The following is a 13911-nucleotide window of genomic DNA, read 5'->3' as shown; positions in this document are numbered from 1 at the left end:
CGTGACAGACGCGACGACCGACGCGACATTGACGCTCGCGACGCTGCGCGCTGGGCAGCGCCTCCGCGGCCTGGTGCCGGGGCAGACGGTCACCCTAATCGCCATCGACCCTATCGACGCTGAGCTGTTCGAGGTCTTCTACCGTGACGACTCCGGTCGCAGCGGCGCTCAGGCGATCACCGATGCCGACGCGGCACGGTTCGAGGTCGCGGGTGACTTCGACTCCGCTCCCGCCTACGATGCCGATCCGGACGAGTTCCGGCTCGCGGCCGAGGCGCTGCGGATCAAGTACGCGGCACTCTACGACCCGATGGTCGCGGTCAACAGCTCGGACATTGACCCGCTGCCGCACCAGATTCGCGCCGTCTATGAGGAACTGCTGCCGCGGATCCCGCTGCGGTTCCTGCTGGCCGATGACCCCGGCGCGGGTAAGACGATCATGGCCGGGCTGTACCTGAAGGAGCTGATCCTTCGCTCGGACTGCGAGCGAGCGATCATCGTCGCGCCGGGCGGGCTGGTGGAGCAGTGGCGGGAGGAACTCAGCCAGAAGTTCGACCTGCGGTTCGAGGTCTTCAGCCGCCAGATGGTCGATGACGCCCAGGGCCGCAACGTCTTCGCTGAGCATCCGTTCTCGATCGCCCGCATGGACCAGCTCTCCCGCAGCGAAGACCTGACCGAGCAGCTCGGCGAGGTCACCTGGGATGTCGCGGTCGTTGACGAGGCCCACCGCATGTCGGCCCACTACTCGTCCTGGGCGGGCGAGGTCGATGAGACCAAGCGGTTCAAGCTCGGACGTCTGTTGTCGGAGACCGCGCACAACTTCCTGCTGATGACTGCGACCCCGCATGCAGGCAAGGAGGAGGACTTCCAGCTGTTCATGTCGCTGCTGGATCGCGACCGCTTCGAGGGTCAGTACCGGCAGGGCGTGCACCGCACCGACACCGACGGACTGATGCGCCGCATGGTGAAGGAAGACCTGCTCACCTTCGAGGGCAAGCCGCTGTTCCCCGAACGCAGGGCCTACACCGTCGAGTACGAGCTGAGCCCGGCAGAGCGCGATCTCTACGAACTGGTCACCGAGTATGTCCGCACCGAGATGGGACGGGCCGAGCGGATCGCCCAGGCCGGGGACAAGAAGCGCGGCAACAACGTCGGGTTCGCGCTCACCGTGCTGCAACGCCGCCTCGCCTCCAGCCCCGAAGCGATCCTGCGGTCCCTGGAACGACGCCAGCAGCGCCTCGACACAAAACTGCGCGACATGCAGCGCATCACCGACGATGCCCGCTTCAGCACTCCTATCTCCTCGCACATCGACGAATGGACGACAGGCAAGACCACGCTCGACTTCGGAAGTGACGCACTGCCCGCGTTCTCGGTCGATGACTTCGAGGACTTTGACGAGGAGACGACCGACGAGGAGCGAGCCCAGTTCGAGGAGCAGGCAGACCAGGTTGTCGATCTTGCCACGGCCGCGCAGACGATCCCCGAGCTGCGGGCTGAGATCGCGATTCTCGAAGACCTCATCAAGGTCGCCCGGCGCGTCCGGCTGCAAGACGATGACAAGAAGTGGGTCCAGCTGCGCACCATCCTCGACGAGCAGCTCCTGACCCACGACGGCTCCGGCGATGCTCGCAAGATCATCATCTTCACCGAGCACCGCGACACCCTCGACTACCTGCAAGCCAAGATCACCGCCCAGTTCGGCCGCGCCGATTCGGTCATCACCATCCACGGCGGCACCCGCCGCGAAGATCGCAAGCTCGCCCGTGAACGCTTCACCCACAACCCCGACACCGTGGTCCTGCTCGCCACGGACGCCGCTGGCGAAGGCCTGAACCTTCAACGTGCGCAACTGATGGTGAACTACGACCTGCCCTGGAACCCGAACCGCATCGAGCAGCGCTTCGGCCGCGTCCACCGCATCGGCCAGCGCGAGGTCTGCCACCTGTGGAACATGGTCGCCAGAGACACCCGCGAGGGCGACGTGTTCACCCGGCTGCTGGCGAAGATCGACCAGATGTCGATCGCCTACAACGGCAACCTCTTCAACGTACTCGGCGACGCCGACGCCTTCCAAGAGCGCTCGCTGCGTGACCTGCTGATCGAGGCGATCCGCTACGGCGACCAGCCCCAGGTCAAGGCCAAGCTCGACCGCATCATCGACGCCGGTGTCTCTCACGGCCTCGACGAGATGCTCGCGGAACGCGCCCTCCACCCCGAGATGTTCTCCGCACTCAACCTCGACGAAGTTCGGGCACGTATGGAGAAGGCCCGTGAACGCCGACTCCAGCCCGGTTACATCGCCGCCTTCTTCCTCCCCGCGCTCACACGGCTCGGCGGGCGTATCCGTAAGCGGGAGAAGGGGCGCTACGAGATCACCCGCGTTCCGGCCCGCGTGATCGACGCTGCGCGTCGCCTCAACCGATGGGCGCCCGTCGCCGAGCAGTACGAGCGCATCACCTTCGAACTCTCACGGATGCACCCCGACGGTCTCGCCGATGCCTCCCTGATTGCACCAGGCCATCCGTTGCTGCATGTCGTGATCGAGGCGACCATTGACGACCTCGGCCCCACTCTCAAGCAAGGCACGGTGCTGGTCGATCGGCGCACCAAGCAGACCGATGCGCCGATGCTGATGTTCAGCGTCGAGCAGCGCATCGAGAATACGGCTGCCGATGCCGACACGGTCTCTCATCACTTCGACTACCCGCTCCTCGAACAAGACGGCACCGTCACCGTGTCCGCAGCACCCCCATACCTCGACTACGACCGCCCCGACTCGACCGAGACCGAAGCCATCGCTGACATCACGGGCAGCGACTGGGCGCGACAGAACCACGAGAAGCTCGTGCGCGCCTGGGCCTACCGTGAAGGGCTCCAGCCCCGCATGGACGAGATCAAGACCCGACTCGACATCGAGACCGCGCGCACCCGAATGCAGGTGAAGGATCGCCTGCTGGCCGAGATCAACCACTGGGATCGCGAACACAACCGCCTCGAAGCCCTCGAACGAGCAGGCACCGTCGGTCGGCTCCGCGCCGAGACCGCACTCGTTCGCGCTCGGCAGCTCGATGAGCGCCTGAGCCACCGCCTCGAACAGCTCGACGAGGCCACCAACCTTGTCGCCGTGCCCGCCGTCATCCGCGGCGCTGCGCTGATCCTCCCCAGTGCGCTTCTTGTGACCGATGCTGAGCCTGAAGCGCAGACCTTTGCCCGCCAGACCGCGGAAGTCGAGCGTCGCGCCGTCGACGCCGTGCTCGCCGCCGAGCGAGCACTCGGACGCGAACCCGTCGAGATGCCACGCAACAACCCCGGCTACGACATCCAGTCCACCGACCGGAACGGCTTCGTCCACTACATCGAGGTCAAGGGCCGCATCGAAGGTTCCGACACCTTCACCATCACAACCAACGAGATCACCTTCGCCCAGACCCAAGGCGACCGGCACCGGCTCGCCCTGGTCGAGGTCTCGACCAGCGGCGCCGACAACGACCGGTTGCGCTACGTGAGCGACGCCTTCACCCACCTTGAGCCATCCGCGACCACCCGCTCCTACAACGAGGTCTGGCGCAACTACTGGGAACGCGGAGGACCACCGCGATGACCCACACCACTGACAGCAACCAGCCCGACGCCAGCGAGAGAAGCACAGTGACCAACGCACCCAAGAAGAAGCTCATCGAAGTCTCGCTACCGCTGGAAGCAATCAACGCCGAGGCATCGCGTGAGAAGTCGATCCGGCACGGGCACCCCTCGACACTGCACCTGTACTGGGCACGTCGGCCGCTCGCAGCAGCGCGCGCAGTTCTCTTCGCTCAACTCGTCGATGACCCGTCATCACGCCCTGACGAGTTCCCGACTGTCGAGGCTCAGGATGCAGAGCGCGCACGACTCCATGCGTTGCTGGAGAAGCTCGTTGTCTGGGAGAACAGCAACGACGAGACCCTCCTACGGCAGGCGCGCGAGGAGATTCGCAAGAGCAACAACGGTGACTTGCCCGCTGTGCTTGATCCCTTCGCCGGTGGTGGAGCAATCCCGCTTGAAGCGCAGCGTCTCGGCCTTGAGGCGCATGCCAGCGATCTCAACCCGCTGGCTGTACTAATCAACAAGGCGTTGATTGAGATTCCTCCACAGTTCGCGGGTATGCAACCAGTCTTCCCTGGCGCAGTTGGAACTCAAACCGGGTGGAACCGCGCTGAGGGTCTTGCAGAGGATGTTCGCCGCTACGGCGAATGGATGCGTGACGAGGCCGTGAAGCAGATTGGTCATCACTACCCGAAGATCACCGCTCCTGGTGGCACAGAGCACACTGTGATCGCCTGGATATGGGCACGGACCGTCAAGAGTCCCAATCCGGCTAACCCCATCGAGGTCCCACTGGCACGGTCGTGGTGGCTCAGCAAGAAGAAGGGTAAAGAGGCTTGGATCGATGCCAAGGTTACCGACGGACGCGTGCGCTATGAAGTCCGGCACGATGCCTACGGACCGACGGGCGATGATGACGGGACTGTCGTTCGTGGCACGGGTCGCGCCGTTGGCGATGGGACAGTCATCCCCAACGCGTACATTCGAGATGAGGCTCAGGCTCAGAGAGTTGGGGCACATCTCGTCGCAGTAGTTGCGGAGAACAAGGGCGGACGCATCTACCTGTCCGCCAGCGAAGAGCATGCTGGAGCCGCGCGGGTCGACCGGCCGGATGATGTTCCGTCTCAGGAGGTGCCGACGCGCAACCATGATGTTGATCGCCTTCCGATGTATGGAATGCCGACATGGGCAGACGCCTTTACCAATCGCCAACTGTCTATGTTGACGACTCTCAGTGACCTTGTGGGCGACGCCCGCGACCGAGTCCTCGCCGACGCACGCGGCGCAGGTATGCCGCAGGGTGACCGTCTTGAGGATGGCGGCCGCGGCGCCGAAGCATACGCCGATGCCGTTGCTACTTATCTCGGTTTGGCTGTCAGCAGGATGACCGACTACAACTCATCACTGACAGGCTGGAACACCGCACGTGAAGGAACGCGTGGTGTCTTCGCGCGGCAGGCGATCCCAATGGTGTGGGACTACGTCGAGGTGAACCCGTTCTCGGGGTCGTCTGGCAACTTCGTCGGACAAATCGACTGGATCGTTCGAGCTATCGATCATCTTCCGGCTACGCCTACTGGGTTCGTCACGCAGTCCGATGCGGCCTCTCGCAGCTATCACGGGCTTGCGATCTCAACTGACCCGCCGTACTACGACAACATCGGGTACTCAGACCTCTCCGACTATTTCTACGTGTGGCTTCGGCGCTCTTTGCGCCAGACTCATTCAAAGACCGTCGGGACCCTCCTCACTCCGAAGGCCGAGGAACTTGTCGCAAACCCCAAGCGCCACAACGGGAAGAAGGGGGCAGAGAAGTTCTTCGTCGCCGGATTCAATTCGGTATTCGCGCACATCCGCGAAGGGGCTAACCTCGATGTTCCACTTACGGTCTACTACGCGTATAAGCAGCAGGACACGCGCGATGCAGGCACATCATCAACTGGGTGGCACACCCTGCTGAACGGCCTGATAGATGCCGGGTGGGAGATCACCGCGACTTGGCCCATGCGCAGTGAGCGCGGAGGCCGAATGATTAGCGTCGGAACGAATGCCCTTGCGTCCTCAATCGTGCTCGCCTGTCGCCCACGCCCCGAGGATGCCCCAGCAACGACCCGCCGCGCATTTGTCGCCGCACTCAAGTCCGAACTGCCTGAGGCACTGCGTACGTTGATCCAAGGCTCGATCGCAGCGGTTGACCTGGACCAAGCCGCAATTGGCCCCGGTATTGCCGTGTTCTCACGCTACGCACGGGTGCGCGAGTCAGACGGCTCTGACATGAGTGTCAGAGATGCGCTCGAACTCATCAACACGACTCTAGATGAGGTAGTAGATGAGTTGTCTGGTGCCGACGCGGACACCAGGTTCGCAGCAAAATGGTATCGACAGTTTGGCTGGGGTACCGAGGTCTCCGGCACAGCCATCTCGATGGCGCAGTCGGCCGGCACCACGCTCGGGGCGTTGGAGCGAGGAGGGATTTTCGAAGCGAAAGGTGGGAAAGCGCGGCTGTTATCTCCGTCGGCCCTCAACCAGTCTTGGGACATTGAGTCCGATGAACATGTCAGTGTTTGGGAAGCCACGGTTCGTCTCGCCGCAATGATGGCAAAGGATGGCGTCGACAAGGTTGCCGAGCTTCTACCAGTCGTGCAGACCCGAGTCAGCGCTGATGCGGTGAAGAAGATGGCTCTCTGGCTGTTCAGGGAGGCTGAGAAGAAAAAAGATACGAAGGATGCGATCCTGTTCAACGGTCTGGTGAGTGCCTGGGGCGACGTGAACGAGCAAGCTCGCAAGTACGCCTCGACGCCACGCTCGTCACAGCAGGTGTTCGACTTCGACGAGGACGAGGATTAGGTCATGGCTGGCAGTCGAGATCAAGCCCGGAGCGGTGGCGCAGCAGCGCGTCGCTCTGGCGCGGACCTGACGCCGTTCCGGGCCATCGCGGAGTCGGTCAGCGCCGAGGGCGGCGAACTCGTAGAGCAGGTGTCGGCTCTGATCGACCAGGCGCAGGCGTTCGCGGCCGCGCAGGTGAACGCCACCTTGACGTTGCGGAACTGGTACATCGGTCGATTGATCGACGTGGCCGTGCTGCGCGAAGGACGCGCCGGGCACGACCAGGAGCTTGTTGCATCACTGGCGCAACAAGTTAGTTGGACCCACTTCCGCGAGCTGCTTCCGCTCGCAACCGACGACGCACGAGCCTTCTACGTGAAGGAGATCATCGACCGCCATCTCAGCGTCCGTGACCTGCGCTATGCCATCTCGCGCAAGGCGTTCGAGCGCCGTGAGATCGCGGACTCGCAGATTCCCGAGGGCTCGGCAGTTCCGCTGGATGCTTTCCGCGACCCGGTGCTGCTGGACATGCTCGGGCTGGCCGACACCTTCTTGGAGCGTGACCTCGAAGCGGCTCTGCGCCACGACATGGAGGCGTTCCTGTTGGAGGTCGGTCGTGGGTGGGCGTTCGTCGAGCGTCAGAAGCGCATGACCTTCGATGGTGACGACTGCTACCTCGATCTGCTGTTTTACTCCCGTCCACTGCGTCGGCTGATCGCGGTGGAGTTGAAGGTCGGCAAGTTCAAGCCGAGCTACCAGGGCCAGATGAACTTCTACCTGAAGTGGCTGGACAGGCACGAGCGCCAGCCCGACGAGAACCCGCCCATCGGCCTCATCCTGTGTACCGAGGCGAGCCGTGACCAGATCGAGCTGCTCGAACTGCACAAGGACGGGATCGTGGTCGCCGAATACTGGACGACCTTGCCTCCGAAGGCGGAGCTCCAGGCCCGTATTCAGGCGGTCTACCGGGAGGCACAGGAGCGGATCGCGCGGAGGCAGCTCACCGCAGCGGCGGAAGAAGACATTGATGAGTAGGGATTGGCCGGCGCTGGATGCAGCCTCGTCGGCAGTAAGTAGTGGGTTCTAGGAGACAACGATGGCAATGAACAACCGAGATCGAGTGGGCAAGGCTTTCGACCTGCTCTCCGAGGGGCTCCTGGACGAGGTCGATGAGGTCATGACGCGGGCCTACAAGACTGCTGACTGGCCGGCCGCGTGGGCGAAGGAGGATGCCCAGCGCCGGGGCGGGCCGCTGCGCACGCTGACCAAGCACGATGTGCAGGTGCAGCTCCGCGCGATCACCGAGCAGGGCTATCACTTCAGGGACGTGCTCTCCCGCGCCCAGCAAGGCTTCGCCTCCGAGCTGCGCGAGACCCGGAACCTGTGGGCGCACAACGAGCCCTTCAGCTCCGATGACGCATCGCGTGCGCTCGACACGATTGTGCGTCTGCTGCAAGCGGTCGGTGCGGTCGATTCTGCAGAGGACGTACGGAAGCTGCGCGTCGATCTACAGCGCACGGTGTTCGAGGATCAGACCCGCAAGCAGGTGAAGGGTACGAAGGTGTCGCTCGAACCTGGTTCCGGGCTGCGTCCGTGGCGTGAGGTGATCCGTCCCCATGATGACGTGGCGCGGGGCGCGTTCACCGCGTCGGAGTTCGCGGCCGACCTTCACCTTGTCCACACGGGTCAGGCGACGAGCCCCGAGTACGGCGATCCGGTCGAGTTCTTCACTCGCACCTACCTCACCGAGGGCTTGCGCGACCTGCTGTCGCGGGCGTTGCGCCGCCTGAACGGCGAGGCAGGCGCGCGTCCGGTGGTGAACCTTCAGACCAACTTCGGTGGCGGCAAGACGCACTCGATGCTGGCCCTGTACCACTTGTTCAGCGGCACTCCGGTCAAGGACTTTCCGCAGGAGCTTCAGGAACTCATCGCCGCGAACGGCAACCCCGATCTCGGCGCGCTCGATGTTCGTCGGGTCGCGCTCGTCGGCACCTACCTGAAGGCTGGGTCGCCGATCATCAAGGACGACGGTACCGAGGTTCGCACGCTCTGGGGCGAGTTGGCCTGGCAGCTCGGCGGTCGTGAAGCCTACGACCTGATCGCCGAGGACGATCGCGCTGGCACCAACCCCGGTGAGGCGCTGCGCACTCTGATCGTGCGCTACTCGCCGTCGCTGATCCTGATCGACGAGTGGGTGGCGTACGCGCGCCAGCTCGTCACGGACAAGGAACTCCCGTCCGGTTCATTCGAGACGCAGTTCACTTTCGCGCAGTCGCTGACGGAGATCGTGCGTTCCGTGCCGGGAGTGATGCTCGTGGTCTCGATCCCGGCATCCGACACCGGCACCGACGGACGCGGCAGCGACATTGAGATCGGTGGCGCGAACGGCCAGCTCGCGCTCGAACGCCTCCAGAACGTGATTCGCCGCGTCGCGGACCAGTGGCGTCCGTCGAGCAAGGACGAGTCGTTCGAGATCGTCCGCCGCCGACTGTTCCAGGCACCGAACGCCGAAGGCCTCACGACCATCTCGGCTGTGGCGCGCAGCTTCACGAACCTGTACCGCAACAACACAGCGCTGTTCCCACGCGATGCGGCATCGCCGAACGACGACTACGAGACGCGCATCCGCGCGTCCTACCCGCTGCACCCCGAACTGCTGGACCGGTTGTATGAGGACTGGTCGACGCTGGAGCGGTTCCAGCGCACCCGCGGCGTGCTGAAGCTCGTCTCCTCGATCGTCCACGAGCTGTGGGCATCCAACGACGCATCGCCGCTGATCCTGCCCGGCAACGTGCCGATGGATGCGACGACCGTGAACACGGACCTGACGCAGTACCTCGAAGACCAGTGGAAGCCGATCATCGACTCCGACATCGATGGCCCAGGCTCGACCGCGCAGCAGATCGACCTCGACCGCCCCAATCTCGGCCAGCGGTTCGTCACCCAGCGCATCGCCCGCACGATCTTCATGGGCGCAGCCCCCAGGATCAAGAGCACCCGCAAGGGACTCGACAAGCAGTACCTCTGGCTCGGCACCGCGGTCCCCGGCGACGCCCTCGGGAACTTCGGCAGCGCCGTTGAGTTGCTGGCGCAGCGCTCGACCTACTTCTACGAGGAGCAAGGCCACTACTGGTTCGACACCCAGCCGTCCGTCACGAAGACCGCGAACGACTACGCCGAGCGTCTCCGCGAGGATGTCGAGACGGTCTGGAACGAGATCACCCGCCGCCTCCAAAGAGAAGAGCGCGTACGCGGCGAGTTCGACCGGGTCCACATCGCGCCATCGTCGTCCGCCGACATCCCCGACGTCGAAGACACGCGCCTGGTGATCGCCCACCCCCGGCACGCCCGTCGCAAGCAGGACGGCGCCGACTCGGCCGCGCATGCGTGGGTCCGCGACGCTATCGAACGCAAGGGCGCCAGCCAGCGCATCCACCGCAACACGCTAATCTTCCTGCTTGCCGACAAGAGCGAGTTGGAGAGCCTCGAAGCCGCCACCCGCAGCTACCTCGGCTGGAAGCGAGTCCAGGCCACCAGCGACAGTCTCAACCTGTCCGCGCAGCAGCGCAAGCAGACCGACGACTGGGTCTCACGGCTCGATCAGACCGTCTCCGACCGCATCCGCGACACCTTCGGCTGGGCGGTTTACCCCGAGCAGTTCGACCCGACCAAGCCGTTCGAACTCGTCGCTGACAGGGTGCCGGACTCCGGCGGGCGCTCGCTGGCCGAGCGGGTCAGCGCCAAGCTGGGGCGCGAGGATCAACTCGTCACCGACTTCGGCGCGCCGATTCTCGGCGCGACCCTGCACAACGAACTCGGCGCACTCTGGCGCGACGTCTGCGAAATCACCGTCGGTGAGCTGTGGGGCTACTTCACCCGCTACATCTACTTGCCCCGACTCGTCCGACGCGAAGTGCTCGACAACGCCATCGAACAGTCACTTTCGGCAGTGCTCGTCGACAACGAACGGTTCGCCATCGCATCTGGCAAGGACGCCGAGACCGGCCGCTACCACAGCCTGCACGTGGGGCCAAACCCGAACACCCGGATTCAGGTGACTGACAGCACACTGCTCATCGAGTCCGACCGCGCCCAGAAGCAGGCCGATGAAGACCGGCTCGCTGCCCTGCGGGAGGCGTCGATGAGCGTCGCCTCGACCGACGGTGACTCTGCTGCCGTTGGGCCGGTTGACTTCGTGTGGACGGGCAGCTCGTCCGCCGAAGGCGATGAGTCGTCTGAGGCCGAGTCTGCGCTGGAGGCAGTCCTTGCCCGGTTCTTCGGATCGGTGAAGATCGACTCCGACCGTTACGCCCGCGACATCGGCAACGTGACCCGCGAGGTCATCGATCGCCTCGCCGGGGCGGGCGCGCGGCTTGAGATCACCATCGACATCCAGGCCACTAAGCCGGAAGGTTTCGACGAATCCGAAGTCCGCACCATCGGCGAGAACGCCCGCGTCCTCAAGTTCGACCCCAGCTCCGGCTTCGAGAAGAGCTGAGGGTAGCGGTGGCGCGATTCGGAAACGATCAGACGAACATCGGTCGCCTCGATGTCCGCACGGTGGACGAAGGTGGTCGAGTTGAGGCCTTCTTCGTTCCGACCGAGCTACCACATGAAGAGTCGTCGGCACACCGGCGCTTGGCTGAAGGTGTGAAGCTCGTGGAGTTCGACGCCACTACGGGCATCCTGAAGATTCACCCCATCAACACCCTCTCAAACCACAGCGAGTACCTTGGCCCGAAGTACGAGCAGGTGCGGACCCTTTCCCTGGAAACGTCGTTGCTGGATGAGTATTTCGAGGGATCCGACCTGGAGTCAATCTTTGAGACGCTGCCGCCCGGATTCGTCAAGGACTTCGCCTACGGGCTCGGGTTGCTCAAGGACTGCAATCGGCTGATTCGGTTGATCGAGACCAACACTCCCTGCACAGAGATCATCTTCACTGATGGCAACAATGCCGCAATCAACGGGACAGGGTTCCACCTCGGCCTATCGCGGTTCGCCGCGATCTGGGCCGAGATCGGTCGGATCAATGACCGGGGAAATCGTGCGGCGGGTCGAGTGAAGGACGTATTCGTACACAACAACCTCGCCGCGACACTTGGTCTCGCCAGCGCGGACTTCTCGCTTGGGCGGCACCCGGACTCGCGCGTGATCGCGAAGGCCGCCGACGGGATCGAAGAACTCAGTAGCGTTGAACGTGATGCTTTGGTCGAAGCGGTTGCGTCCGAGTCGGCAGCGATAGCAGTTGGATCACCCCAGAAGTTTCAGCAGCTCAAGCGAGACATCGAGCTCGTCAGCCTTGATCGCCTCATCGAGGCGTACGCAGAGGCACTGGAACAGGGCAAGGCCGAGCCCTACTGGCAAGCCTTCTTCGATGACAACGCCTTTGCGCTGCAACAGGTCTTCGGGGCCCCAATGGTAAGTGTGCGTTCTGGAGCGAACGTAGGCGGTCGGGGACTCTCTGGAAGCGGCGACAAGATCGCTGACTACCTGTTCAAGAACTCGCTCACGAACAACATTGCTCTGGTGGAGATCAAGAAGCCGGCCACGCAGCTGCTGGAAGCGCGTGAGTACCGGCAGGGTGTATTCGGTCCATCGAAGGAGCTCAACGGCGCAGTCTCCCAGGTACTCGATCAGGCGTACAACCTGACGAAGAACCTCGCCGGCCTGAAGGAAAGCTCGCGTCAATGGGACTTGGAGTCCTACGCGGTCTCCTGCTTCGTGGTTGCCGGACGGACACCATCGGCCAGCGATCCTGCAAGACAGAAGTCGTTCGAGTTGTATCGCGCGAACTCCCGCAGCGTGACGATCGTGACCTACGACGAGATTCTTGAGCGACTGAGACTGCTTCGTGACTTCCTTACGCCGGCCTCGCCCACAGCCCAGGAGGTCTGATCGAGATGGCACGCCCACCTGCATGGAGGCACACGCTTGACGAGGCCCGGCGACAGGCGCTTGTCGCGATCGACTTCTACAACCGTCCCGGTGATCGACGCAGCTTCAGTGACTTCATCGTCCACATCCACCTCGCGTGGCAGAACCTACTTCACGCTGACCGCATGCGCCGCAAGGCCGAGATTTTCTACCGCGAATCGGGCGGTCGACGCATCTTCAAGCGAAACCCGGATGGCTCCAAGAAGACCTGGGACCTGAGCCAGTGCCTGAAGCACGAGTTCAAGGACAACGACCCGATCAGGGCCAACGTCGAGTTCTTCGTCGGGCTGCGGAATCACGTAGAGCACCGATTCCAGGACTCGGTCTTGGTCGCTACAGCCGCAGAGGCGCACGCCTGCATAATCAACTTCGAGGCGGAACTCGTACGCAGGTTCGGCTCTCGCGAGACGCTTGGCTCCGAACTGAAGTTCCCTGTCTTCGTGCAGTCCCTCAGCCCGTCGAGATACGAGGAGCAACGCAACCTCCGACGTGGACTGCCCGTTACCGTCTCGAACTTCATCACCGAGTTCCAAGTCGGCCTGCCGGAGGACATCCGAAGCGATGAGCGATTCGCCTACCGACTCCTCTTGCTTCCGATGAAGGGGCCAAAGACGGAGGCGGACCTCGCACTCAACTTCGTTCGCCAGGACGACCTTAGCGAGGAAGAGCTTCAGGCACTCCTCGGGCAAGACGGCAGCGTGATCGTGGCGGAGAAGTACAGAGAGGCGATCCACGGTGACGAGATGCTCCACAAGGCGGCCGCGGCTGCGGTGGAGCAGCGCATTCCCTTCAGGTTCAGAGTCAACGACTTCACCGCCATCCGGAAGGCGTGGCAGATCGGCCCGGCCAAGAGCGGCGACAAGGAGCAGTTGCCGAAGTCAGACGGCTACTGCGTCTACTCACCGGCGTTCAAGCAGTTCGTATACCGGCCGAAACTCGTCGACCGGATAGTCGGAGCGGTCGATACTGCCGAGAAGTACCAAGCGCTACTTGGCCGCGCACCGACCATGAAGGCCTTGGACGGAACCTGAGCGGGCTTCCAGAAGATCGAGTGCCTGCGCAGCCTGTAGTGGCAGGACTCCGTTGCCGAGCGCCGTGATCTGCTGGTTCTGCGTCAGGTGGTCGGTGTCGGTAACCCAGCCTGCGGGCAAGCCCATGAGCCATTCGACGAATGCCGGTGCTGGGCGGGGGCCGTCGGCGTTGTTCAGGAGGGCTGGTGCTGGCGCGGGTCGCCCGGTGATTCGCTCCCAGCGGGCGATGGCGTCGGCGTACCGTCCCCAGCGCCGAACAGTCCGTCGATCAGGGACCACAGCGTCTCCGATTCGCCTCTCCTGCTCGGTGAGCCACCCGGTCCGTGGAGCGTAAAGTCGATGATCTGATGCGACAGCGCGATCGTCCCACGCCTTGCTCGCACCTGATCGAGCGTTTCCCCGCCGCGCGATGAGTCCGTTGCCAGCGGGGTGCGGAACAGTGCGCCGGGCGAGGGCGAAGATGCGGAAGCGTTGGTGAGGAGCACCGACAAGGGAAGCCGGTAGGCCGATCCATCGCGCATCCAGCCGCAGG

7 protein-coding genes are annotated in these 13911 nt (G+C 63.6%); 6 read left to right on the top strand and 1 reads right to left on the bottom strand.

Features of this window, described 5'->3' with window-relative positions; translation table 11 throughout:
* The first annotated feature begins 28 nt into the window (after window positions 1-28).
* The 6 genes from L979_RS00035 (at window position 29) to L979_RS00010 (ending at window position 13379) form a co-directional block, all read left to right on the top strand.
* The gene (locus L979_RS00035; protein WP_231559318.1) at window positions 29-3604 is read left to right on the top strand and encodes a helicase-related protein; all 3576 of its coding nucleotides are present in this window, start codon (window positions 29-31) and stop codon (window positions 3602-3604) included.
* Window positions 3601-6432: a DUF1156 domain-containing protein gene (locus L979_RS00030; RefSeq protein WP_081993467.1), complete on the top strand. Its 2832-nt coding sequence runs from the start codon at window positions 3601-3603 to the stop codon at window positions 6430-6432. Before L979_RS00035 ends, L979_RS00030 begins: the two co-directional genes overlap by 4 nt.
* 3 nt (window positions 6433-6435) lie before the next feature.
* The gene (locus tag L979_RS00025; RefSeq protein ID WP_052209231.1) at window positions 6436-7446 is read left to right on the top strand and encodes a PDDEXK nuclease domain-containing protein; all 1011 of its coding nucleotides are present in this window, start codon (window positions 6436-6438) and stop codon (window positions 7444-7446) included.
* A gap of 61 nt (window positions 7447-7507) precedes the next feature.
* Complete coding sequence (locus L979_RS00020) at window positions 7508-10909, top strand: Swt1 family HEPN domain-containing protein (RefSeq protein WP_047687850.1); 3402 nt, start codon at window positions 7508-7510, stop codon at window positions 10907-10909.
* Window positions 10910-10917: 8 nt separating this feature from the next.
* A complete protein-coding gene (locus L979_RS00015) occupies window positions 10918-12309 on the top strand; it encodes a Shedu immune nuclease family protein (RefSeq protein WP_047687848.1) in 1392 nt (463 codons plus the stop codon).
* A 5-nt stretch (window positions 12310-12314) separates the two neighbouring features.
* On the top strand, window positions 12315-13379 hold the full coding sequence (locus L979_RS00010; RefSeq protein WP_047687846.1) for a DUF3644 domain-containing protein: 1065 nt from the start codon (window positions 12315-12317) through the stop codon (window positions 13377-13379).
* 173 nt (window positions 13380-13552) lie between these two features.
* On the opposite strand, the gene L979_RS16565 is transcribed toward L979_RS00010, so the two are convergent.
* On the bottom strand, window positions 13553-13911 hold a 359-nt coding region (locus L979_RS16565; protein WP_231559317.1), incomplete at its 5' end, for a hypothetical protein.

Source organism: Kocuria sp. ZOR0020 (assembly GCF_000800955.1).
GTDB classification, from domain to species: Bacteria; Actinomycetota; Actinomycetes; order Actinomycetales; family Micrococcaceae; genus Kocuria; species Kocuria subflava.
Note: the sequence above shows the minus strand (reverse complement) of the source record. Positions and strands in the feature narration are given on the sequence as shown.